The sequence below is a fragment of the Pseudomonas sp. NFX1 genome, assembly GCF_051123555.1.
In the GTDB taxonomy this organism is placed as follows: Bacteria; Pseudomonadota; Gammaproteobacteria; order Pseudomonadales; family Pseudomonadaceae; genus Aquipseudomonas; species Aquipseudomonas capeferrum.
The window spans coordinates 5262755-5284762 of record NZ_CP169366.1 but is presented as its reverse complement, the minus strand read 5'-3'; the positions used below and the strand labels follow the sequence as shown (position 1 = coordinate 5284762).

The 22008-nt window shown below is 62.8% G+C and carries 23 protein-coding genes; 10 read left to right on the top strand and 13 right to left on the bottom strand.

The features are described 5' to 3' along the window. Positions 1-13 precede the first annotated feature (13 nt). On the top strand, positions 14-712 hold the full coding sequence (gene urtE, locus DJ563_RS23740; protein ID WP_274097502.1) for an urea ABC transporter ATP-binding subunit UrtE: 699 nt from the start codon (positions 14-16) through the stop codon (positions 710-712). 31 nt (positions 713-743) lie between these two features. After that, entirely contained in the window at positions 744-1259 is a 516-nt protein-coding gene (locus tag DJ563_RS23735; protein WP_274097501.1) for a GNAT family N-acetyltransferase, read from the top strand. A gap of 46 nt (positions 1260-1305) precedes the next feature. Here DJ563_RS23735 and DJ563_RS23730 read toward each other — a convergent pair whose 3' ends face one another. Both DJ563_RS23730 and cbpA read right to left on the bottom strand, forming a co-directional pair. After that, positions 1306-1614: a chaperone modulator CbpM gene (locus DJ563_RS23730; protein ID WP_033701768.1), complete on the bottom strand. Its 309-nt coding sequence runs from the start codon at positions 1612-1614 to the stop codon at positions 1306-1308. Between the two features lie 2 nt (positions 1615-1616). Beyond that, a complete protein-coding gene (cbpA, locus tag DJ563_RS23725; RefSeq protein ID WP_033701769.1) occupies positions 1617-2573 on the bottom strand; it encodes a curved DNA-binding protein in 957 nt (318 codons plus the stop codon). Positions 2574-2737: 164 nt separating this feature from the next. Between cbpA and DJ563_RS23720 the strand changes: the two genes are divergently transcribed. Further along, on the top strand, positions 2738-4009 hold the full coding sequence (locus DJ563_RS23720; RefSeq protein ID WP_434518428.1) for an Hsp70 family protein: 1272 nt from the start codon (positions 2738-2740) through the stop codon (positions 4007-4009). Positions 4010-4047: 38 nt separating this feature from the next. On the opposite strand, the gene DJ563_RS23715 is transcribed toward DJ563_RS23720, so the two are convergent. From DJ563_RS23715 to DJ563_RS23705, 3 genes are all read right to left on the bottom strand, one after another. Beyond that, positions 4048-5055 (bottom strand): AI-2E family transporter, encoded by a 1008-nt coding sequence (locus tag DJ563_RS23715; RefSeq protein ID WP_434518427.1) that lies wholly within the window; start codon positions 5053-5055, stop codon positions 4048-4050. A 71-nt stretch (positions 5056-5126) separates the two neighbouring features. After that, on the bottom strand, positions 5127-5411 hold the full coding sequence (locus tag DJ563_RS23710; RefSeq protein ID WP_047582340.1) for a PsiF family protein: 285 nt from the start codon (positions 5409-5411) through the stop codon (positions 5127-5129). A gap of 74 nt (positions 5412-5485) precedes the next feature. Next, positions 5486-6274, bottom strand: a complete 789-nt coding sequence (locus DJ563_RS23705) for an AraC family transcriptional regulator (RefSeq protein ID WP_274097498.1) — start codon at positions 6272-6274, stop codon at positions 5486-5488. A gap of 133 nt (positions 6275-6407) precedes the next feature. Between DJ563_RS23705 and DJ563_RS23700 the strand changes: the two genes are divergently transcribed. Next, positions 6408-7301, top strand: a complete 894-nt coding sequence (locus DJ563_RS23700; protein WP_274097497.1) for a DMT family transporter — start codon at positions 6408-6410, stop codon at positions 7299-7301. Here DJ563_RS23700 and DJ563_RS23695 read toward each other — a convergent pair. Then, positions 7282-8172, bottom strand: coding sequence for an esterase/lipase family protein (locus tag DJ563_RS23695; protein WP_186652722.1), 891 nt, complete (start codon positions 8170-8172; stop codon positions 7282-7284). The two genes, DJ563_RS23700 and DJ563_RS23695, sit on opposite strands and share 20 nt — an antisense overlap. A 123-nt stretch (positions 8173-8295) precedes the next feature. Between DJ563_RS23695 and osmE the strand changes: the two genes are divergently transcribed. Continuing rightward, entirely contained in the window at positions 8296-8637 is a 342-nt protein-coding gene (osmE, locus tag DJ563_RS23690; RefSeq protein WP_434518426.1) for an osmotically-inducible lipoprotein OsmE, read from the top strand. A gap of 48 nt (positions 8638-8685) precedes the next feature. Further along, positions 8686-9216: a ferritin-like domain-containing protein gene (locus DJ563_RS23685; RefSeq protein WP_033701778.1), complete on the top strand. Its 531-nt coding sequence runs from the start codon at positions 8686-8688 to the stop codon at positions 9214-9216. Between the two features lie 31 nt (positions 9217-9247). On the opposite strand, the gene DJ563_RS23680 is transcribed toward DJ563_RS23685, so the two are convergent. Then, on the bottom strand, positions 9248-11314 hold the full coding sequence (locus DJ563_RS23680) for an AsmA family protein (RefSeq protein ID WP_274097496.1): 2067 nt from the start codon (positions 11312-11314) through the stop codon (positions 9248-9250). Between the two features lie 338 nt (positions 11315-11652). On the opposite strand from DJ563_RS23680, the gene DJ563_RS23675 reads away from it, so the two are divergent. From DJ563_RS23675 to DJ563_RS23665, 3 genes are all read left to right on the top strand, one after another. Beyond that, a complete protein-coding gene (locus tag DJ563_RS23675; RefSeq protein WP_274097495.1) occupies positions 11653-11970 on the top strand; it encodes a hypothetical protein in 318 nt (105 codons plus the stop codon). A 123-nt stretch (positions 11971-12093) separates the two neighbouring features. Next, positions 12094-12726, top strand: coding sequence for a TetR family transcriptional regulator (locus DJ563_RS23670; protein WP_033701781.1), 633 nt, complete (start codon positions 12094-12096; stop codon positions 12724-12726). A 50-nt stretch (positions 12727-12776) separates the two neighbouring features. After that, positions 12777-13874, top strand: a complete 1098-nt coding sequence (locus tag DJ563_RS23665) for an AGE family epimerase/isomerase (protein WP_434518425.1) — start codon at positions 12777-12779, stop codon at positions 13872-13874. Positions 13875-13884: 10 nt separating this feature from the next. Here DJ563_RS23665 and DJ563_RS23660 read toward each other — a convergent pair whose 3' ends face one another. From DJ563_RS23660 to DJ563_RS23635, 6 genes are all read right to left on the bottom strand, one after another. After that, the gene (locus tag DJ563_RS23660; protein ID WP_095063875.1) at positions 13885-14652 is read right to left on the bottom strand and encodes an SDR family oxidoreductase; all 768 of its coding nucleotides are present in this window, start codon (positions 14650-14652) and stop codon (positions 13885-13887) included. 595 nt (positions 14653-15247) lie between these two features. Beyond that, complete coding sequence (locus DJ563_RS23655; RefSeq protein WP_033701785.1) at positions 15248-15964, bottom strand: ABC transporter ATP-binding protein; 717 nt, start codon at positions 15962-15964, stop codon at positions 15248-15250. Further along, positions 15961-16836 (bottom strand): ABC transporter ATP-binding protein, encoded by an 876-nt coding sequence (locus tag DJ563_RS23650; protein ID WP_047582330.1) that lies wholly within the window; start codon positions 16834-16836, stop codon positions 15961-15963. The genes DJ563_RS23655 and DJ563_RS23650 overlap by 4 nt, the downstream gene beginning before the upstream one ends. Further along, positions 16833-18134: a high-affinity branched-chain amino acid ABC transporter permease LivM gene (livM, locus tag DJ563_RS23645; protein WP_434518424.1), complete on the bottom strand. Its 1302-nt coding sequence runs from the start codon at positions 18132-18134 to the stop codon at positions 16833-16835. Before livM ends, DJ563_RS23650 begins: the two co-directional genes overlap by 4 nt. A gap of 2 nt (positions 18135-18136) precedes the next feature. Continuing rightward, the gene (locus DJ563_RS23640; RefSeq protein WP_033701789.1) at positions 18137-19051 is read right to left on the bottom strand and encodes an ABC transporter permease subunit; all 915 of its coding nucleotides are present in this window, start codon (positions 19049-19051) and stop codon (positions 18137-18139) included. A 157-nt stretch (positions 19052-19208) separates the two neighbouring features. Further along, positions 19209-20345: a branched-chain amino acid ABC transporter substrate-binding protein gene (locus tag DJ563_RS23635; RefSeq protein ID WP_434518423.1), complete on the bottom strand. Its 1137-nt coding sequence runs from the start codon at positions 20343-20345 to the stop codon at positions 19209-19211. A 457-nt stretch (positions 20346-20802) separates the two neighbouring features. Here DJ563_RS23635 and pncB point away from each other — a divergent pair, with 457 nt between their 5' ends. Further along, entirely contained in the window at positions 20803-22008 is a 1206-nt protein-coding gene (pncB, locus tag DJ563_RS23630) for a nicotinate phosphoribosyltransferase (RefSeq protein ID WP_434518422.1), read from the top strand.

Below are 22008 nucleotides of genomic sequence, written 5' to 3'. Positions count from 1 at the left end.
CCAGGGACATGACATGCTGAAAATCGACACACTGCACCAATACTACGGCGGCAGCCACATCCTGCGCGGCCTGTCCTTCGAGGCCAAGGTCGGCGAGGTCACGTGCCTGCTGGGCCGCAACGGCGTGGGCAAGACCACCCTGCTGCGCTGCCTGATGGGCCTGGTCGCAGCCCGCGAAGGCAGCGTCGAATGGGAAGGCAAGCCGATCACCGCGCTCAAGCCCCAGCAACGGGTGCAGGCCGGCATCGCCTACGTGCCCCAGGGCCGCGAAATCTTCGCGCGGCTGACCGTGGAGGAGAACCTGTTGATGGGCCTGTCGCGCTTCCCCGCCCGCGAGGCCCGTGAAGTGCCCGCCTTCATCTACGAACTGTTCCCGGTACTGGAACAGATGAAACAGCGCCGCGGCGGCGACCTGTCCGGCGGCCAGCAACAGCAGTTGGCCATTGGCCGCGCCTTGGCCAGCCGCCCGCGTCTGCTGATACTCGACGAGCCCACCGAAGGTATCCAGCCTTCGGTGATCAAGGAAATCGGCGCGGTCATCCGACGCCTGGCCCAGCGCGGCGACATGGCCATCCTGCTGGTGGAGCAGTTCTACGACTTCGCCGAAGAACTGGCCGACCAGTACCTGGTGATGGCCCGCGGCGAGATCATCCAGCGCGGGCTGGGGGCAAACATGCAGGCAGAAGGTGTACGCGGGCTGGTAACCATTTAATCTGCACCGATCGACCTTGTGAGACGCTGCAATGAGCCACGAAATCCGCGACGCCTTGCCCGCCGATGTGCCGGGCATCCTCGACATCTACAACGACGCCGTGCGCAACACCACGGCGATCTGGAACGAAACACCCGTCGACCTGGGCAACCGCCAGGCCTGGTTCGAGGCCCGTGCGCAGCAGGGCTACCCGATTCTGGTGGCGGTGGATGAGAGCGGCGTGCTGGGTTATGCGTCGTTTGGTGACTGGCGGCCGTTCGAGGGCTTTCGCAATACCGTGGAACATTCGGTGTACATCCGTGGCGACCAGCGCGGCAAGGGCCTGGGGCCATTGTTGATGAGCGCATTGGTGGAACGCGCGCGGGGTTGCGGCAAGCACGTGATGGTGGCGGCCATCGAGAGCGGCAACGCGGCGTCGGTACGCCTGCATGAGCGGCTGGGGTTCGTGGTGACCGGGCAGATGCCGCAGGTGGGGGTGAAATTCGGCCGCTGGCTGGACCTGACGTTCATGCAGCTGATGCTGAACCCGGGGGCTGAGCCGGCCTGAACGTGAGGGTGCCGGTGTGGGCCCCGCGAAGGGGCCCGCACTGGCCTCATCCCAGCTGGGTGAACCTGCCCAAGCGCTGTTTCAGCATGTTGTTCTCACTGCGCAGTTGCTGCACTTCCTGCAACAGCTCCAGCGCCAGCGCCACGCCTTCCCACTCCAGTTCCAGCTCCTGGTGCAGCTTCGCCGCGCGCTTGGCCAAAAGCGGCGCCTGATCGTCGAACAACCAGTCCTCAGGCGTTCGCCCAGAGGGTTCGACGATGCCGTGCTCGACTATTTCGATCACGTAGTCCGCCGTAATGTCGGCTTCCTGGCAGAGGGTGCGCATGTCCAGTTGAACGATCAGGGTGCTGCTCATGATCACTTACTCCATTGTGCCCTCGGGTTGAACGCGGCCTTCTCGGAAAGCTTGGCCCACAGTTCACGGGTCGACTCGTCGGATGCAGTCGGCATGACCACCTTGAGCTGCGCATAGAGGTTGCCGCGCTCGCCCTGCTTGTTGGCCAGGCCTTTGCCCGGTACGCGCAGGCGCTGGCCGCTCTGGCTGTCGGGGCGGATGGTCAGGTTGATCTTGCCGTCCAGGGTCGGCACCGCCACCTTGGCGCCCAGTGCCGCCTCCCACGGTGCCAGTGGCACAGTGATGATCAGGTCATGGCCTTCGACATCGAACAGCGGGTGCGGTGCCATGCGGATGGTCAGGAACAGGTCGCCGTTGGGCCCGCCGCCACTGCCCGGCGCACCCTGGCCCTTGAGGCGGATGCGCTCGCCGTCGGTCACCCCGGCGGGGATCTTGACGTTCAGGGTCTTGGTGGTGAACCCGGTGCGCTGCCCGGCGGCATTGGTCTGCGGCACCTGGAAGCTGATCTGCTTGGACTCCTTGCTCAGGGTCTCCTCAAGGAATACCGCCAGTTCCAACTCCACGTCCTGCCCTCGCCTGCCTGCGCTGCGCTGCTGCCGGGCGCCGCCAAAGGGGTTGCCCCCCCGCGCGCCAAAAATCGAGCTGAAGAAGTCGGAAAAGTCGCCGCCTTCGAAACCACCGCCCGCACCACCGCCGCGGTTTTCCCAGCCCGGAGGCGCCTGGAACGGCCGGCCATGCTGGCCACCGTACTTGCGGATCTCGTCGAATTCGGCACGTTTCTGCGCGTCACCGAGCACTTCATAGGCCTCGTTGGCCTCTTTGAACTTGTCCTCGGCGTCGCGCTCCTTGCTGACATCGGGGTGATACTTGCGTGCCAGCTTGCGGTAGGCGGCCTTGATCGCCTTTTCGTCCGCCGTGGGCTCTACGCCAAGTATCTTGTAATAGTCTTTGAAGTCCATTTATGGATCACCAATGTGAATTTGCGTGTTGCAACTGAAGATAGGGGTCAAGCATAGCCTTTCAAGGGCCGCTTGGGATTGCTGTATGGCAGACGACTGGTCTTGATTCTGTTGCCAACTGGCATAAACTGCGCGGCCGTTTTGCCTCCGGAAACCTTTTTCCCATGTCTGACGTATCCCCGGCCCGTGCCCTTGGCATCGACTTTGGCACCTCCAACTCCACGGTCGGCTGGCACCGCCCTGGCCTCGAGTCGCTGATTGCCCTGGAAGACGGCAAGATCACCCTGCCTTCGGTGGTCTTCTTCAACATCGAGGAGCGTCGCCCGGTGTATGGCCGCCTGGCGCTGCACGAGTACCTGGAAGGCTACGAAGGCCGCCTGATGCGCTCGCTCAAGAGCCTGCTCGGCTCCAAGCTGATCAAGCACGACACCAGCGTGCTGGGCAGCGCCCTGCCGTTCAAGGACTTGCTGGGCATGTTCATCGGCGAACTGAAAAAGCGCGCCGAAACCGCCGCCGAGCGCAGCTTCGACCAGGTCGTGCTGGGCCGCCCGGTGTTCTTCGTCGATGAAGACCCGGCCGCCGACCAGGAAGCCGAAGACACCCTGGCCGACGTGGCGCGCAAGATCGGCTTCAAGGACGTGTCGTTCCAGTACGAACCGATTGCCGCAGCCTTCGACTACGAGTCGAGCATCAGCCGTGAAGAGCTGGTACTGATCGTCGATATCGGCGGGGGTACCTCCGACTTTACCCTGATCCGCCTGTCGCCCGAGCGCCACCTGGTGGCCGAACGCCAAAGCGATATCCTCGCCACCGGTGGCGTGCACATCGGCGGTACCGATTTCGACAAGCAGCTGAGCCTGCAGGGCGTGATGCCGTTGTTCGGCTATGGCAGCCGGATGAAGAGCGGTGCGTTGATGCCGACCAGCTACCACCTCAACCTGGCCACCTGGCACACCATCAACGCCTTGTACTCGCAGAAGTCGCAGCTGGCCCTGGGCAACATGCGTTACGACATCGAGGACACCATCGGTATCGACCGCCTGTTCCAGCTGATCGAACAGCGCGCCGGCCACTGGCTGGCGATGGAAGTGGAAGCCAGCAAGATCGAGCTGACCGAACAGGACAGCCGCCGCATCGACTTGCGCCGTGTCGAGCCCGAACTGACCGCCGAGCTGACCCGTGCGGTGTTCGAAGAAGCGATCGATAGCCTGCTGGAGCGCGTGCGCGGCAGTGTCAGCGAGCTGCTGAACAAGGCCGGGGTGAGCGAAGGGCAAGTGGATACGGTGTTCTTTACCGGGGGTTCCAGCGGCATTCCGGCGCTGCGTAACAGCGTGGCGGCGATGTTGCCCAATGCACGGCATGTGGAAGGCAACATCTTCGGCAGTATTGGCAGCGGGCTGGCGATCGAGGCACGCAAGCGCTACGGCGTTATCTGAACGATCTTGGGGCCGCAAAGCGGCCCCAAGATCTCAGCTCAAACCAGTTCCACTCGCTTCAGCTCACTCTTCAGATACGCATAGTAGATCGGCCCCGCCACCACCCCCGGCAAGCCGAATGCCGCCTCGAACACCAGCATCGCCAGCAGCAGCTCCCACGACTTGGCACTGATCTGTCCCCCCACGATCCGCGCGTTGAGGAAGTACTCGACCTTGTGGATGACGATCAGATACCCCAACGCCGCCAGCGCCACCCAGATCGACAATGACAACCCGACGATGGTGATCAGGGTGTTGGACATCAGGTTGCCGATCACCGGCAGCAGCCCAAGCAGGAAGGTCAGCACGATCAGCGTCTTGGTCAGCGGCAGATGCACACCGAACATCGGCAGCACCACGGCCAGGAAGATGCCGGTGAAGGTGGTGTTGAGCAGCGAAATCTTGATCTGCGCAAAAACAATGTTGCGAAACGCCTGCACCAGCAGGCTCAAGCGGTCGAACAGGGCTGCGGCCAACGGCTTGCGCCGAGAGATGTCGGGTATACGCTGCAAGGCCACGATGGCGCCGAGGATCATGCCGATCAGCAAGGTGACGAACATGTGCGCCATGCCCTTGCCTACCAGTTGCAGCTCGCCCAGGTGGCTTTTGAGCCAGTCGCCGATGGCCACCTTGAACTCGGCGGCACTGGCCGGCAGGTAGCCTTCGATGAACGGCGGCAGCTGCCCACGGGCCCGCTCGACCAGGGCCATGAACTTGTCCAGCGAGGCCCCGGGGTTCTCCGCCTCGTGCAGCAGGAAGCTGAATGCGCCGGCGATCAGCAAGGTCAGGGTAGTGACCACCAACGTGCCGAGCAGGGCCACGGCCAGCCAGCGGGCGCGCTGCCCGGCAATCAGTGGCTGCAACCGCGGCGTCAGCATGTTGACCAGTTCGAACACCAGCAAACCGGCAAGCAGGCTCGGCAGCAACTTCAGGGGCAGCGCCAGCAACAGGCCGGCAAACACGATGATCCAGCTGGCCAGGGTGATCTGGCGGGGGGTGAAGGTCATACAGCCTCAGGGGCAGACAACGGAAAAGACCCGCAGTCTGCCAGCCTTCGCCCTACAGGCATAGGCGCAGGTCATTTCTTCTTCAGGCAGTCGCTCATGTACGCCTTGCGCTCGTCACCCTTGAGTGCCTTGGTGCTGGCGTCGGCGTTGCAGGTCTTCATCTTTTCCTGCTGGGTGGCCGGTACGCTCTTCTTCAGGCAGTTGCTCATGAACGCCTTGCGTTCATCGCCCTTGAGCGCCTTGGCGCTGGCGTCGGCATTGCACGAGGTCATCTTTTCCTGTTGCGCAGTGGCGGCGAACCCCTGTGCGCTGAACAATACAGCCAACACCAGCAATGGCATTTGCAGCAGCTTCATGGAGTGGTCTCCTTGTCTCCGCGCCCGATGCACGGTGGTGCCACTGAGTGTAGACAAGATTTTTTACACTCATTTCAGCCGCCAGCCCTCACCTGACGCCGGTACTGCTCCGGCGTGCAATGGGCCTGGCGCTGGAACATGGCGATGAAGGCCGAGGCGCTGCTGTAGCCGAGGTCGAAGGCAATGGCCTGAATCGGCAAGCCTGCCTCCAGCATCTCGATGGCACGCAGAAAGCGCAGGCGCAGGCGCCACTCGCCAAAACCGATGCCCAGTTCGCGGATGAACTGGCGGGCCAGGGTACGTTCGCTGACATGCACCTGCCGCGCCCAATCAGCCAGCGGGCGATTGTCGCCCGGGGCATGGCTCAAGCCATCGAGCACCTGGCCCAGGCCCTCGCTACGGGCGAAGGGCAGGTAGCAGGTCTGAGTCGGCGCCAGCAGCAACTGGTCGAGCAGCACCTGCACCAGGCGCTGGTCGCGTTCGTCCTGCGCCACGTTCAGGCCGCGCCGGGCGAAGTCGCCGAGGATGGCCTTGAGGATGTCGCTGATGACCAGGCTGCACGGCTGCTGCGGCAACCCGGCACACAAGCTGCGGTCCAGGTAGAGCGAGCGGTAGACGATGGCCTGGGGGTTGTAACAGCCATGCTCGATGCCCGGTGGCACCCAGACGGCGTAGTGCGGCGGCGAGAGGAAGCGCTGGCCTTCGACATCCAGGTGCATGACACCGTGCGCCGCGTAGTTCAACTGGCCCCAGGCGTGGCGATGGGGGGCGCTGTGGGTATCGGCGCCGAACTCGTCGTGGCGCAAGTACACCGGCGCCGGGAGCCGGTCGAAACCGGGGATGTCGAGGTATTTGCGCGGCATGCTGTCTGCTTCGAAGGGCGGATTGTCTGGATGCAAGTATAGGCTTGCGGACAGACAACTCATAATACCGGGCAACCTGGGCCTGCTACGCAGCAGCCCCAAAATTCCTGGTCTCACCCAGAGTTGCACGTTTATGAATTACCTGTTCCCCCTCACCGCCATCCTTATCTGGGCCGGCAACACCGTGGTCACCAAGCTGTCGGCCGGTGCCATCCACCCCGCCGAGATCGGCTTCTACCGCTGGCTGCTGGCCGGCCTGCTGTTCACCCCCTTCTTGCTGCCCGCCGTGTGGCGCAACCGTGCAGCCATCCGCCCGCACCTGGGCAAGGTGTTCGTCCTCGGCGTGCTGGGCATGGCCTTGTACCAGAGCCTGGCGTACTTCGCCGCCAGCATCACCAGCGCCACCAACATGGGCATCATCCTCTCGCTGATGCCGTTGATGTCGCTGGCGCTGTCGATTGCCTGGCTCGGCCAGCGCCTGACCTTCGGCGCCCTGGTCGGCGCCCTGGTGTCGTTTTTCGGCGTGCTTGAAGTGGTCAGCGCAGGCCAACCCGGGGCCTTGCTGGAACAGGGCCTGAACAGCGGCGACCTGCTGATGCTGGTGGCCACCCTGGCCTATGCGCTGTACAGCTTCCTGCTGAAAAAATGGCAGTTGCGCCTGCCGCCCTTGCAGTTGCTGTACCTGCAGGTGCTGGTGGCCATCGTCGTGTTGCTGCCACTGTTCCTGCTGTCGGACAAGACCGGCCTGAATGCCCACAACGTCGGCCTGGTGCTGTACGCCTGCGTGCTGGCCTCGATGATCGCCCCGCTGGTGTGGATGCAGGCCGTGCACCGCCTGGGGCCAAGCCGCACCACGCTGTTCTTCAACCTGCTGCCCTTGGTCACCGCGCTGATCGCCGCTGGGGTACTCGATGAACAGCTGGCCAGCTACCACCTGGTCGGCGGCTTGTTGACCCTGCTGGGGGTGATCCTGGCCGAGCGCTGGACCACACCCGTACGCCGCAGCGTTACAGCCCCGCAGCCTTGAGCCGGGCGGCGTGCTCGGTGAACAGGCGCACCGGCTCGGCGCCCTTGCCCACGGCGCCGAGCGACTGGTTGACGATGTCCAGGTGGTCGAGCGGGTAGTCGTCGCCGATCACCTGCCCCAGGTGCGAGCTGAAGCGCCCGACCATGCCATCGCAATGGCCCTTTTCCTTGACGAAACTGCGGGCGAAAAGGCGGCAGAAGCGGTTGCTGCCGTCAAAGCGGTTGCGCCCCTGGTCGGTCAGGCCGGGCTGCAAGGTGCCTGACCAGGAGTAGTAGCGCACGCCATTGACCTCTGCCGGCCCTTCGCCGCCCCAGGTGTCGGGCAGGCCCTGTGGATAAGCCTGGTTGAACAGCGCCACCCCGGCACTGGTCAGCGCCTGGTGCGAGGCGTGCACGTCGATGGGCAATGGCTCGCGGCGCCAGCCGGTTTCCAGCCACACCAGCAGCACCGCCAGGCCGTGCAGCGCGCCCTTGAGGATACGCCCCTGGGGCGAGTCGCCCGGCGCCGTACGGTGCAGGTGGTCGGCCAGTTCCGAGCCATGGTTGGGCCCCGCCACGGACGTCACCGAAGCCACCCGCTCAGGCCGTTTGGCCGCAGCATAGCGCGCGTCCAAGGCGCCCTGGCTGTGGCCAATCAGGTTGACCTTGTCGGCACCGGTGCGCTGGCAGATGGCTTCGATGATCGCCAGCAGCTGCTCACCCCGCACCTCACTGGCGTGCAGCGGCGAGACTTGCACGGGGAACACCTGCGCCCCGCCCTTGCGCAGGGCCGGCACGATGCCGAACCAGTAGGGGTAGAGCAGCACCCGGACGAAACCGAGCATGCCCGGCACCAGCACCAGTGGGTATCGCGTGGCCAATTCCTGCGGCATAGCCCCTGCCCCTTTGCGTGGTCGACCGGCCAACACTACAGCGGCCTGGATGACCATCGCAATCGAACTCCTGGCGCGCCGTGCGGTTCCAAACCAAACAGACCCTGAGCAAGGAGCGGGACCATGTACAAGCAGACCCTGGCAATCCTTCTGGCCAGCGCAACACTTGCCGCTTGCGGCAGCCGCCCGGAGAACCCGGTGGACTACGTCACCTACGGTGACGAGCCGCTGGTCAAGCAGGTGGAGCACGGCATGACCATGCAGAAAGTCATCGCCATTGGTGGCAGCCCATCCAATGCGATCGACCTGCCCCACGGCGGCACCTGCAACGACTACATCCTCAACCGCGACGGCAAGCAACAGGCGTACTACGTGCGCTTCGACGCCACCGGCCATGTCGATGCCAAGGGCTTCAAGACTTGCAAGCAACGAGAAGAGGACAGCGAAGCCGTACCCGGCGCGTGAGCCTACGCAACACCTTGACCACCCGTTCTGATCTTTTTGGAGATAACCATGAGCAACGTTGAACTGACCGATGTGCAAACCCTGCGCGAACGTGCCCGCCAGCACGTCGAGCAAGGCGCCGTGACCGAGGGCTACCATGCCGACCGCCAAGAGATCCTGCGCCTGCTCAACGAGTCGCTGGCCACCGAACTGGTCTGCGTGCTGCGCTACAAGCGCCACTACTTCATGGCCAGCGGGATCAAGGCGAGCGTGGCGGCCGAAGAGTTTCTTGAGCATGCCAACCAGGAAGCCGAGCACGCCGACAAGCTGGCCGAGCGGATCGTGCAGCTGGGCGGCGAACCGGACTTCAACCCGGACAACCTGACCAAGAACTCCCATGCCCAATATGTGGCGGGCAATAACCTCAAAGAAATGGTGCTGGAAGACCTGGTGGCCGAGCGGATTGCGATCGACAGCTACCGCGAGATCATTCAGTACATTGGTGACAAGGACCCGACCACGCGGCGCATCTTCGAAGACATCCTGGCGCAGGAAGAAGAGCACGCGGACGATATGTCCGATCTGTTGCAAGGTTTGTAATCGAAAGGGGGCTGCCCTGCAGCCCCTTACATTATTTCTTGCCTTTGACCGCCGCCGGCGCCTTGCCCGCCTTCATCTGCTGCAACAACGGCGTGCACTGGTTAGGTTCGTCCCCACTGCTAGGCGCAATCAGTGCCAGCAGCCCCGCCGCAGGCCCCGCAACCACCCCCAAGGCCACCATCCCCGCCCCGCGCAAGGCCAGCGGCACCGCCTGCACACCCGCACTCGGCTTGGCAAACGGCCCGCGTACATACAGCGGCGAACGCAGCGAGAACAGCCGCAGCCCCTTCGACTCCGGGGTCACCTTCAGGTCCAACTGCTCACTGGCAAAATTCGCCGTGCCGTTGATGTAGATGATCGCGTTCTCAGTATCGAAGATGAACAGGCGTGTGCTCGCCAGCCCATCCTTGATCCCGACATCGGCCGCCGCGCAGTTGATCTGCACGTCCTCGTCCCCGAACAACTTGCCAACCACGTAGTTGCCTACGTTGAGGCCGGCAATTTCCATCAGGCTGCGGCTGATCGCGCCATCGTTGATCAGCATGCGCAGGTCGCCATTGGCCGTGCCCAGCAGCGCCGCCACCGAGTTGCCGCGGCCGGTGATGTCGGCATCGCCGTTGAGTTCGCCGAAGCTGGTCTGCATCGGCGCGAAGGTGGGGAACAGTTGCTTGAGCTTGAAGCCCCGCGCGGTCAACTGCGCCCGCCCCTGCAACGGTACGCTGCGGCCATCGAGGCGGATCCTGGAGGCCAGGTTGCCACCGGCCACGCCAAAGCGCAGCGGCTCCAGGCGCAGCAGGCCGTCTTCGAGGATCACGTGGGCAGACAGGTCGTTGAACGGCAATTGCTCGCTGTGGACGATGCGCTTGCCGGCAAACTCGACGTCGGCGTCCATGGCGCGCCAACGTTCGGTGCGGAACTCCTCGACCGGCAATACCTTGCCCGTCGGCTGCTTGCTGGCGCCCCCGCGAGCCTTCTGCTCGGCGTTGGAGTCGGCACCGATCAGCGGCGCGAGGTCCTTGAACAGCAGCTGGTTGGAGACCAGCTTGCCGGAGAGCTTGGGCCGCGGCTGGCTGGCCACGAAGGCCAGGTCGCCGTGGATGTCGCTGTCGCCGATCTTGCCGTTGAACCCCTGGTAATTGAAGGTCGCACCTTGCGCGGCATGCAGGTTGGCAGTGAGGTGGCCATCAGTGGCGTAGGCCGGGGTGTCCGGCAGGGTCACGCCGGTCAGCGGGTAGAGGTTGCCCAGGCTCTTGCCGGACAGGCGCAGGCGCAGGTCCAGGGCGCCCAGGTTACGCGGGTCGGTCAGGGTGCCGGCGAGCACCACGTGGGTGTCGGCGATGCGCACGTCAGCCTGCAACGGGAACGGCTGGCTGGCGTCCTGCAGCGCCAGCAGGCCACCGATCTTGCCGGTGCCGGCCACCGGCTGCCCTTTGTAGCGGCCCTGGGCCTTGAGGCCGAAGGCATAGTCCTGGGCGCCCGCCGTTTTCTCGGCCCGCGCCTTGCCGACGATGTCGCTGTAGGGTATCGGCTTGCCCAGCGGGTCGATTTGTATCTTCATGCTGGTCTTCAGGGTCTGATCATCAAGGCTGACATTGCCCTGGTCAAAACCGATGGCACCGATGTCCAGCTGCCATTTCGAGGGTTCTGCGTTTTCATCCTTGGGGCCGAAGTCGAAGGTCCAGTTGGCACGGCCATCGGCCAGTCGAGTCAGGCTGGCGGTGGGCTTGGTCAGGTTGATGCGCGGGATGACGATCTGCTGGAACACCAGCGGCAGCGGCGCCAGGCGGAACTCGACACGCTCGAGGCCGACCATTTTCGGCTCCTTGAGCCAGTCGGGGTTGCCCAGGGTCAGGTCCTCGGCAATGAAGTGCGGCCACGGCACCCACGCCCGCCAACCGCCTTCTTCAGGCTCGGTACGCCACTGCACCGCAAGGTTGCCATTGATTGCGAAAGGCCGGTGCAGGGCCTCGGAAACCTTCTCGTTGAGCAACGGCTTGACGCGGTTCCAGTCGAAGGTGGCGATTACCACCACCAGTATCGCCAACAGAGTCAACAGGGTGGCAAGGGTCCAGACAAGGATTCTGGCGGGTCGCGTCATTGCGTGATTCTCCTGACGGCATGGCACAAAGCGGGCACCGGTGGCACTCATTAACTCGGACTGATGAAAACCCGCTGGGTTTTATCGGTGGCGCCATGATAGCGAAGTTTTTCCTGGCGCCTTGCTCAGCATTTGGTCTGGGCAACGGCGTTGCGTTACCTGGCAAAGATGAAGGCCAAAAGCCACCATGCATGTCGAAACAGCCGCGCTAGAGCCTCCAAAAAGCTCTATCAATGCTGTCGATTGTTACCATTATCCTTATGAACTTTTCTCTGGCGTTACCGGGCGTAGCATTGGCTTCGTACCCACTTTCCAGCCCCCCAGAGGAGCAACTACTCATGAAACGCCACCTGCTGACCCTGACCCTGTCGATCCTTGCTGCCAACGCCTTCGCCCTGCCGGCTGCTGACCAGCACCTGACCGCCGAATCGCGCTCCAGCGCCGCTGAAATCGCCCAGCCCCTGAAAACGGTTACCGAAGGTGGTTCGGACCGCCTGATCGAACGCACTGGCCGCGTCGCCGAAGGTGGCTCGGACCGCCTGATAGAACGCTCCGGCCGGGTAGCCGAAGGCGGTTCGGACCGCTTGATCGAACGCTCCGGCCGGGTAGCCGAGGGTGGCTCGGATCGCCTGGTTGAACTCAGCCGTGTGAGCTGATCGCCATGGCCGAAAATAACAACCTGCGGCACAATGCCTGCTCACCTCCAAGCCCGGTCCATTGACCGGGCTTCGTTTTATTATCTAGAGTGCCCTGCCTCGACCGACACAGAACCCTGACCCATGCTGCCGCGTGCCGAACAGAAGCTACAGACCCGCCAGGCCCTGCTCGATGCCGCCTGCCAGCTGATGGAGAGTGGCCGTGGTTTCGGCAGCATCAGCCTGCGCGAAGTGGCGAAAACGGCAGGTATCGTTCCCACCGGTTTCTACCGGCATTTTCCCGATATGGACGCCCTGGGCCTGGCCCTGGTGGCCGAGGTCGATACCACCTTCCGCCAGACCATCCGTCTGGTGCGCCAGAACGAATTCGAGTTTGGCGGCATCACCGACGCCTCGGTGCGCATCTTCCTCGACGTGGTCGCCGCCCACCGGGCGCAGTTCCTGTTCCTGGCCCGTGAGCAATACGGTGGCTCGCAGGCGGTACGCCAGGCGATTGCTCGCCTGCGCCAGGACATCAGTGACGACCTGGCCACCGACCTTGCGCGCATGAAACGCTGGCAGCACCTGGACGGTGCAGCACTGGCGGTGATGGCCGACCTGGTCGTGAAGACGGTATTTGCCACCCTGCCCGAGCTGATCGACAACCCTGACTCAGGTTATCCACAGGCGCTGTCCGCGCAGGAAAAGATCACCCAACAGCTGCGCTTCATCTTCGTCGGCGCACGGCACTGGCAAGGCCTGGGTAACCCGGGCTGAAGCGCAGTTCTGCTACCATGGCGCACTGCCCGATTGTGACGAGCGCATTCATGTCCGACCCCCGCCCCACTCCGCCCGAACTGGCCCGCTTCAACCAGCACTTTGCCGAGCGTATCGTGCCGCTGTGGCAAGGCCCGGGTTGGAACGTCGAAATGGCCCTGCCCTTCGAGGCCCTCGATGCCCAGCACCGGCCATTGCCGGTTCAGCGCTATCGGGCGATGGCCTGCGCGCGCCAGCTGTACCTGTTCAGCAGCCGCATCGAGCAACCGGGCGCGGCAGAGCGGGCAGCGGCGTTGTTCCGCTCGCTGCAGCGGCATTTCCACGATGCCGAGCACGGTGGCTGGTTCTACAGCATCGATGCCGAAGGCAAGCCACTCGACCGACGCAAGGACCTCTACACCCACGCGTTCATCGTGTTTGCCTGCGCGCATTACTGGGGCAAGGTCCGCGACAGCCTGGTGGAATCTGCGCTGAACGCTGCCCTGGCAATCGTCAGCACGCAGTTCGCCCGCGACGACGGCCTGTACGAGGCCAGCCTCGCAGAAGACTGGGCCGACCTTGGCAGCGGCCCGCTGCAGAACCCCCAGATGCACTTGGCCGAGGCCTTCCTGCAGGTGCTTGCCGTGCGTGAAGATGCCAGCGTGCAGCAGGCGCTGCTGCAGTTGTGCGATGCCCTGCAGGCACAGTTCATCGAACCGCAGCACGGCCTGATGCTGGAAAAACCACGCGGTGCTGTGGATAACTGGTTCGAGCCAGGGCATCAGTTCGAATGGTTCTACCTGCTCGACACTTCGCCACTGTTACGCGGCACCCCGCTGCATGGCGCCATTGCCCGGGCGTTCGATTATGCCGAGCAGTGCGGGGTAAAGGATTCGGCGGTATTGGCAATGCTGGCTGTGGACGGCAAGGTCATCGATGCCACCCAGCGGATCTGGGCCCAGGCGGAGTACTTGCGGGCACTGGTGTTGCGCTCAGGCAACGAAGCCAAGCTTGCGGCGCAGTTGCAGGCGATGACGCAGCGGTTCCTGCATGACGGCGGCTGGTATGAGTGCCGGGACGGCGAAGGCGCTGTCAGCCGGCATGACATGCCTTCGACCACGCCTTATCACTTGGCGACCTGCCTGGCAGGGCTGCAGCGCCTGGCTTGACGCCTTCGGATCAGCCCTTGGGCGACCGGTCGATCGAGAACCCTGCCCAATCCTGGCTCACCGGCATCAGCTCCAGGCTGTTGATGTTGATGTGCGCCGGCTGGTTGAGGATCCAGAAGATGGTCTCGGCAATATCCTGCGGCTGGATCGGCTCTGCACCCGCGTAGGTGGCGTCGTACTTGGCTTGGTCGCCCCCGAAACGCACCAACGAGAACTCGCTCTCGCACAGCCCCGGCTCGATGTTGCTGACGCGCACGCCAGTACCGCGCAGGTCGCAGCGCAGGCTGAGGGAAAACTGCCCGACGAACGCCTTGGTGCCGCCATACACGTTGCTGCCCGGGTACGGGTAATTGCCCGCCACCGAACCTACGTTGAGGATCGACGCGCCGCGGCCGTGTGCGATCAACCGAGGCAGCAGCAGGCGCGTGGTGTAGATCAGGCCCTTGATGTTGGTGTCGACCATGGTTTCCCAGTCGTCCAAGCTGCAGTTCTGCGCCGCATCGACGCCCAGCGCCAGGCCTGCGTTGTTGACCAGGCCGCGCAGCTTCTCAAAACCGGGCGGCAGCGTGGCGATGGCCTGTTCCATGGCGTTGCGGTCGCGCACATCCAAAACCAGCCCATGCACGTCGGTCTTGGCCGACAGTTCGGCACACAGGGCGTCCAGGCGCTCTTTGCGCCGGCCAGTGAGGATCAGCTTCCAGCCGGCCTCGGCGAAACGTCGGGCGGTGGCTTCACCGAAACCGGAAGTCGCGCCAGTGATGAATACGGTGGACGTCATGCTCTGTTCCTCGCTGTGGATTAATTTCGGCAGGGGTTGCAGCATGCCTTCGTGCCACGCAGGCAGCAAGCCATTGAGGCAACTGATCAAATATTGACCATATCGGCGAAAGCCCCGTTGCAGAGGGCCTGGCGTCATGTATGCGCATGTTATCCACAAGGCTTTCCCCACAGATTGGGGGCAACTTGTCGGGGTAGCGGAACCCTTTCAGCGTTACAGGGTCGGTGGATATCTTTTTAGTGATGGCGCAAGGCTTTAAACCATGCCGCTTGCAGCGGTATGTCCAAGGGTTTTGCACAGAGTTATACACAGGTGCTCAAGGCGATTACACACAGCTGCATGTGGGTAAAAATCGTTGGGAAATCATCCACAAGGGCAAACCGATCAAAAAATGATCAGATCCCTGCAGACCACGACAGCAAAGGGCTACAGCGAGGTGCACCCATGTTTTCCACAGGCGGCTCCACATTATCCGTGGGTAAAACAAGGCTGTGCAAACAATGACTTAGGCTGAGGTTTTGTGGCGGCCTGGGAGCGATGTGCGGCAAGTTGTCCACATTGCAGTTGGGGCCGCAAAGCGGCCCCCGTATCCGACTCAGTGCCCGCCCAGATAGGCGCTACGCACCTCTTCATTCACCAACAACTCTTGCCCCGTCCCGGTCATGCGGATTTCTCCGTTGACCATCACATACGCCCGGTCCGACAGTTTCAGGGCATGGTTGGCGTTCTGCTCCACCAGGAAAATGGTCATGCCGGTCTTGGCCAGCTCACGCAAGGTGGCGAAGATCTGCTTGACCACAATCGGCGCCAGCCCCAGCGACGGCTCATCGAGCAGCAGCAACTTAGGCCGGCTCATCAGCGCACGGGCGATGGCGAGCATCTGCTGCTCGCCCCCCGACATGGTCATCGCCCGCTGGGTACGCCGCTCCTTCAACCGCGGGAACAGTTCGTACATGCGCTCCATGTCCTCCTTGGCATATTTGTCGCCAATCGGGATGGTGCCCATCATCAGGTTTTCTTCGACGGTCATGTCGGGGAACACCCGCCGCCCTTCCGGCGACTGGGCAATGCCGTTGGAGGCGATGTAGTGCGACGACTTGCGGGTGATGTCGGTGCCGCGGTACACGATGTGCCCCGACGCGGCGCGCGGCTGGCCGAAAATCGACATCAGCAGGGTCGACTTGCCGGCACCGTTGGCGCCGATCAGGCTCACCGTCTCGCCTTCGTTGATGTGCATCGACACCTTCTTCAGCGCCTGGATCGGCCCATAGAACACATCCAGGTCCTTGAGCTCGAGAATGGGTGCACTCATACCAGTTCCTCTTCGTCTGCACCCAGGTAGGCGGCAATCACCGTCGGGTTGTTGCGGATTTCCTGTGGCGCGCCTTCGGCGATCACGTTGCCATGGTCGAGCACGACGATATGGTCGGAGATGCTCATGACCATGCCCATGTCGTGTTCGATCAGCACCACGGTGATGTCGTGCTCGTCGCGCAGCACGCGGATCATGCCACTCAGGGCCTCGGTTTCCTGCGGGTTGAGGCCGGCAGCCGGTTCGTCCAGGCAGATGATCTTCGGCCGCGTGCACATGGCCCGGGCAATTTCCAGGCGCCGCTGCTGGCCGTACGACAACTCACCGGCCAGGCGGTTGGCGCAATCGACCAGGTCGACCACCTCCAGCCAGTAGAACGCATGGTCCAGGGCATCGCTCTCGGCCTTGCGGTAGGCCTTGGTGTTGAGCACCCCGGCCAGCAGGTTGCGGTTGACCCACATGTGCTGGGCCACCAGCAGGTTTTCCACCACCGACATTTCCTTGAACAAGCGAATGTTCTGGAAGGTCCGGGCAAGGCCTGCCCGGTTCACCAGGTGGGTGCCGCCGAACATCTTGTAGTACAGGCGGTTGGCAAAGCGCGCGGGCGATATGAAGTCGGCCGCCTGGAAGCGCTCGCCGAGCAACTGGATGACGTTGGTTTGGCTGCCGCGCACGTTCAGTTCGATGCGCCCGCCACTGGCCTTGTAGAAGCCTGTGAGGCAGTTGAACACCGTGGTCTTGCCGGCACCATTGGGGCCGATCAGGGCAAAGATCTGATTGCGCCGGACCTTGAGGCTGACATCGCTGAGCGCCTTGATGCCGCCAAACTGCATCATCAGGTTGTCGACCGAAAGAATGATTTCGTCGCTCATGGCGCCACTCCTTTACGCGGAACCACACCGGTACGGCTGATGCGGATCAGCCCACGCGGTCGCCAGATCATCATCAGCACCATCAGCACGCCGAACAGCAGCACGCGGTACTCGGAGAAGCTGCGCAGCAGCTCCGGGGCCACAGTCAGCACAAACGCTGCGATCACTACGCCCACCGTCGAACCCATACCGCCCAGTACCACGATGGCAAGGATCAGCGCCGACTCGAAGAAGGTGAACGACGACGGGTTGACGAAGCCCTGGTACGTGGCGAAAAACACACCAGCAATGCCCGCAGTAGATGCCCCGAGGGTGAAGGCCGAGAGCTTGACCAGCACGTGGTTCAGGCCCATCGAGCGGCAGGCGATCTCGTCTTCACGCAGCGCTTCCCAGGCGCGGCCGACTGGCATGCGGGTCAACCGGTGCTTGATGTACAGCACCGCCAGCACCACCAGGAACAATACGGCGTAGATGAACACGAACTTGAGGTTGGCGTTGTAATCGAAGCCGAAGAACTCGTGGATCGGCACCCCGCCGTCCTTGGCCCGACGGCCGAACTCCAGGCCGAAGAAGGTTGGCGACGGCGCCGGCATGCCGTTCGGCCCGCCGGTGAACGACAACCAGTTGTTCAATACCAGACGGATGATCTCGCCAAAGCCCAGGGTCACGATCGCCAGGTAGTCACCGTGCATGCGTAACACCGGGAAGCCGAGTATGCACCCCGCCAGCGCTGCGGCGATGGCCGCCAGCGGCAGCACACTCCAGAAGCCCAGGCCCAGGTACTGGTAGCCCAGCGCCAGGCCATAAGCGCCAATGGCATAGAACGCCACGTACCCCAGGTCGAGCAGGCCGGCCAGGCCGACCACGATGTTCAGCCCTAGGCCCAGCAATACGTAGATCAGGCCGAGGATGACCACGGTCAGCAGGTACTTGTTGGCAAAGATCGGGAAGACGATGGCGATCACGATCAGCGCCGGGATGATGTAGCGCAGGCGTGACTTGTAGTTCGGCGCGTTCACATGCACGCCCGAGCCACCACTGTCGAAGCCTTGCAGCATGCGCCGTCCAGCGCCGCTCTGCAGGTACAGGCTGAGCAGGAAGCGCCCGACCATTACACCACCGACCAGCCACGCCACGCGGCGGGGTTCGGCATTGAAGGTGTAGCCGTCGAGCACCACGCCGACGACCGGGCCAAAGACAATGAGCGCCAGCAGGCCGGCGACGAAGGTCTCCAGCAGGCTGCGTTTGAGGTCGAAACGGTTGGTTTCGGAAACAGGGGCAGTTTTGGCAGTGGACATGTTCACACCTTAGCCACGAGCGGGCGACCCAGCAGGCCTTGGGGACGGAAGATGAGGATCAGCACCAGCAGCGAGAAGCTGAACACGTCCTTGTAGTCGGAGTTGATCAGGCCAGAGAACAGCGACTCGGAAATGCCCAGGATGATGCCGCCAAGCATGGCCCCCGGGAGCGAGCCGATGCCGCCCAGTACCGCCGCCGTGAACGCCTTGATGCCGATGATGAAGCCGGCGTAGAAGTCGAAGGTGCCGTAGTTCATGGTGATCAGCACGCCCGCCAGGGCGGCCATTACCGCACCGATGACGAACACGTAGGAAATCACCCGGTCGGTGTTGATGCCCAGGATCGAGGCCATCTTGCGGTCTTGCTGCGTGGCGCGGCACATGCGGCCGAGCTTGGTGAACTTGATCACGTAGGTGAGCAGGCCCATGCCTACGAACGCGGCAATCAGGATGAAGATCTTGGTGTAGGTCAGTTGCACGAAGCCGGTGCCGACCTCGATGCGCATGGCGCCTTCCAGCAGGGTCGGCACGCCTTGCTGGCGAGCGCCCTGGCTGATCTGAGCGTAGTTCTGCAGGATCAGCGAAATACCGATGGCACTGATCAGCGGTGCCAGGCGGGTGGAGTTGCGCAGGGGCTTGTAAGCGATGCGTTCGATGGTAAAGCCATAAACGCCCGTGACGACGACGGTGAACAACAGCGTGCCCAGCATGAGCAGCGGGAACGACTCGACGCCGAAATAGGCCAGCAATGCCAGGCTGATTGCCGCGAGGTACGCGGAAATCATATACACCTCGCCGTGCGCGAAGTTGATCATGCCGATAATGCCATAGACCATTGTGTAGCCGATGGCGATCAGGCCATAGACCGACCCGAGGGTCAGGCCGTTGACCAGTTGCTGCAGAAAAATACCATCCATAACGCAATCTCACCTGATTGAGATTGCACGAGCGCCGTCCACGGCGGGCCATGAATGCAGCGGCCCTCGCAGCGCAGAACTGTGCAGATCTACGGATAAAGACAGGTACTGCGGGGCTGCGGCCCGGGGCAATGCGCACCCGGGCCGGTAGCCGTTATTATTTTTGTTTTTCCAGCTGGTGGTATTTACCGGTCTTGTCCCACTGGTAGACCACGTAGTCGGAGACCGTCAGGTCGCCTTTGCTGTCCCACTTTTTATCGCCCATGACGGTCTTGACCGTGTTGGCCTTGAGCCATGTGGCAGCGTCTTCGCCCTTGTTCGATTTGGCACCATTGAACGCGGCGGCCAGCGCTTGAAGCGAGGCATAGGCGTACAGGGTGTAACCTTCAGGCTCGGTACCGTTCTTGCGGAACTCTTCCACGACGGCTTTGCTGTCGGGCAGCAGACGTGGGTCGGCGCCGAAGGTCATGTACACGCCGTCGACATTTGGGGCGCCGCCTGCGGTGGTTACCAGTTCGTCGGTGACGATGCCGTCATCGGACATGAACCTGACGTCCTTCAGGCCCTGCTCGCGCATTTGACGTACCAGTGGCCCGGCCTCCGGGTGCAGGCCGCCGAAATAGACCACATCGGCACCTGTAGAGCGAATCTTGGTCACCAACGCGCTGAAGTCTTTCTCGCCACGGGTCAGGCCTTCGTACAGCACAGGCTTGACGCCGCGCTTCTCCAACTGCGCCTTGGTCGCATCGGCCAGGCCCTGACCATAGGTGTCCTTGTCGTGCACGACGGCAACCTTCTTGCCCTTGAGCACATCGACGATATAGTCACCGGCCACGATGCCCTGCTGGTCGTCACGGCCACACATGCGGAACATGGCGTTCAGGCCGCGCTCGGTCACTTGCGGGTTGGTCGAGCCCGGGGTAATGGCGATGATGCCCGCTTCGTCATACACCTCGGACGCCGGGATGGTGTTCGAAGAGCAGAAGTGGCCCACCACGCCGATCACCTTGTCCTGATCGGCCAGGCGGTTGGCCACGGCCACGGCCTGCTTCGGTTCGCAAGCATCATCACCCGCCACCAAGACGATCTTCTCACCGTTGATGCCACCGGCTTTGTTGATCACGTCGGCTGCCGCCTGGGCACCTTTCATGTACTGCTCGCCAAACGCTGCGTTGGCACCGGTCATCGGGCCCGCGACGCCGATCTTTACGTCGGCCTGAACATACGAAGAAACACCCAGTGCCGTAGCTACGGCCAGTGCCAGGAAACCTTTCTTGTAAAACGTCTGCGACATGAGGTGGTGCTCCTAGAGTTTTTTTTGGTTGGCACTACAACTTCTCAACCCTGTGCTCTGAGCAAGGGCCGTGCCATTGGTTTTGTCTTCCGGGAAAACACACTGTGAAGGTCGCCAGCAGGCGACCGACGGCCTTTTCTTTATTGAGCGTGCAACCGTCTGCCCTGCGGCAGGCGCCACCACACGTACAGACAAGTAGCAACCGTCGAGTGCCATCATTGCAACCCTGGCAAGTGTTTACGTGCAACCGCCCTGTAACAGCGGACGTCACCGAAGTGCACACCGCTGGTGCGCGACTGCTACAGGCAGCACCGTTTGAAGGCTAGCTGGTGCACGGAAAAACACCTGTTTTGCCGGTGCTGGCCTCTTCGCGGGTAAACCCGCCCCACTGCCAGCCAGTTCATCCCAGTACCTGTGGCACAATGGCCGCCATTCGCCGCTTCTGGAGCCACCCTTGATGAGCGAAAGCGCATTCGCCGAGCGCATCGTGCACAACCTGCTCGACACCGACTTCTACAAACTCACCATGATGCAGGGCGTGCTGCACAACTACCCGGACGCCGACGTGGAATGGGAATTCCGCTGCCGCAACGGCGAAGACCTGCGCCCTTACCTCGGCGAGCTCCGCAACCAGCTCGAACGGCTCAGCGAGCTGACCCTGGATGACGGCCAACTGGCCTTTCTAGAACGTATCAGCTTCCTCAAGCCCGACTTCCTGCGCTTTCTGCGGCTGTTCCGCTTCAACCTGCGCTACGTGCGCATCGGCATCGAAAACGATCAGCTGTACCTGCGCCTGCGTGGCCCCTGGCTGCACGTGATCCTCTTCGAAGTGCCCTTGCTGGCCATGATCAGCGAAGTACGCAACCGCCACTTGCACCCGCACATGCGCCTGGCCGATGCCCGTGACCAGCTGTACCGCAAGTTCGACTGGCTGCGTGCGCATGCCAGCGAAGATGAGCTGGCCGACCTGCAGGTGGCCGACTTCGGCACCCGTCGGCGCTTCTCCAGCCGCGTGCAGGAAGAGGTGGTGCGGGTACTGCGCGATGACTTCCCGGCCCGCTTCGTCGGCACCAGCAACGTCGACCTGGCATGGAAACTGGATATCAAGCCGCTGGGCACCATGGCCCATGAATGGTTCATGGCCCATCAACAGCTTGGGCCGCGGCTGATCGACAGCCAGATTGCCGCGCTGGACTGCTGGGTGCGCGAGTACCGTGGCCTGCTGGGCATCGCCCTGACCGACTGCATCACCATGGACGCCTTCCTCAACGACTTCGATCTGTACTTCGCCAAGCTGTTCGACGGCCTGCGCCACGATTCGGGCGAGCCGGTGGCCTGGGCGGAAAAGGCCATCGCCCATTACCAGAAGCTGGGCATCGACCCCATGACCAAGACCCTGGTGTTTTCCGACGGCCTGAACCTGACCCGCTCGCTGGAAATCTTCCGCGCCCTGCGCGGGCGCATCAACGTCAGTTTCGGCATCGGCACCAACCTGACCTGCGACATCCCGGGTGTGGCACCGATGAACATCGTGCTTAAAATGACCGACTGCAACGGCTCGCCGGTGGCGAAAATCTCCGACGAGGCGGCCAAGACCCAATGCCGCGACGAAAACTTCGTTGCCTACATGCGCCACGTTTTCAAAATCCCCAGCAAGGAGTAA

Coding starts and splice junctions, on each gene's coding strand:
- urtE (WP_274097502.1), top strand. CDS start 14: ATGCTGAAAATCGACACACTGCACCAATACTACGGCGGCAGCCACATC.
- DJ563_RS23735 (WP_274097501.1), top strand. CDS start 744: ATGAGCCACGAAATCCGCGACGCCTTGCCCGCCGATGTGCCGGGCATC.
- DJ563_RS23730 (WP_033701768.1), bottom strand. CDS start 1,614: ATGAGCAGCACCCTGATCGTTCAACTGGACATGCGCACCCTCTGCCAG.
- cbpA (WP_033701769.1), bottom strand. CDS start 2,573: ATGGACTTCAAAGACTATTACAAGATACTTGGCGTAGAGCCCACGGCG.
- DJ563_RS23720 (WP_434518428.1), top strand. CDS start 2,738: ATGTCTGACGTATCCCCGGCCCGTGCCCTTGGCATCGACTTTGGCACC.
- DJ563_RS23715 (WP_434518427.1), bottom strand. CDS start 5,055: ATGACCTTCACCCCCCGCCAGATCACCCTGGCCAGCTGGATCATCGTG.
- DJ563_RS23710 (WP_047582340.1), bottom strand. CDS start 5,411: ATGAAGCTGCTGCAAATGCCATTGCTGGTGTTGGCTGTATTGTTCAGC.
- DJ563_RS23705 (WP_274097498.1), bottom strand. CDS start 6,274: ATGCCGCGCAAATACCTCGACATCCCCGGTTTCGACCGGCTCCCGGCG.
- DJ563_RS23700 (WP_274097497.1), top strand. CDS start 6,408: ATGAATTACCTGTTCCCCCTCACCGCCATCCTTATCTGGGCCGGCAAC.
- DJ563_RS23695 (WP_186652722.1), bottom strand. CDS start 8,172: ATGCCGCAGGAATTGGCCACGCGATACCCACTGGTGCTGGTGCCGGGC.
- osmE (WP_434518426.1), top strand. CDS start 8,296: ATGTACAAGCAGACCCTGGCAATCCTTCTGGCCAGCGCAACACTTGCC.
- DJ563_RS23685 (WP_033701778.1), top strand. CDS start 8,686: ATGAGCAACGTTGAACTGACCGATGTGCAAACCCTGCGCGAACGTGCC.
- DJ563_RS23680 (WP_274097496.1), bottom strand. CDS start 11,314: ATGACGCGACCCGCCAGAATCCTTGTCTGGACCCTTGCCACCCTGTTG.
- DJ563_RS23675 (WP_274097495.1), top strand. CDS start 11,653: ATGAAACGCCACCTGCTGACCCTGACCCTGTCGATCCTTGCTGCCAAC.
- DJ563_RS23670 (WP_033701781.1), top strand. CDS start 12,094: ATGCTGCCGCGTGCCGAACAGAAGCTACAGACCCGCCAGGCCCTGCTC.
- DJ563_RS23665 (WP_434518425.1), top strand. CDS start 12,777: ATGTCCGACCCCCGCCCCACTCCGCCCGAACTGGCCCGCTTCAACCAG.
- DJ563_RS23660 (WP_095063875.1), bottom strand. CDS start 14,652: ATGACGTCCACCGTATTCATCACTGGCGCGACTTCCGGTTTCGGTGAA.
- DJ563_RS23655 (WP_033701785.1), bottom strand. CDS start 15,964: ATGAGTGCACCCATTCTCGAGCTCAAGGACCTGGATGTGTTCTATGGG.
- DJ563_RS23650 (WP_047582330.1), bottom strand. CDS start 16,836: ATGAGCGACGAAATCATTCTTTCGGTCGACAACCTGATGATGCAGTTT.
- livM (WP_434518424.1), bottom strand. CDS start 18,134: ATGTCCACTGCCAAAACTGCCCCTGTTTCCGAAACCAACCGTTTCGAC.
- DJ563_RS23640 (WP_033701789.1), bottom strand. CDS start 19,051: ATGGATGGTATTTTTCTGCAGCAACTGGTCAACGGCCTGACCCTCGGG.
- DJ563_RS23635 (WP_434518423.1), bottom strand. CDS start 20,345: ATGTCGCAGACGTTTTACAAGAAAGGTTTCCTGGCACTGGCCGTAGCT.
- pncB (WP_434518422.1), top strand. CDS start 20,803: ATGAGCGAAAGCGCATTCGCCGAGCGCATCGTGCACAACCTGCTCGAC.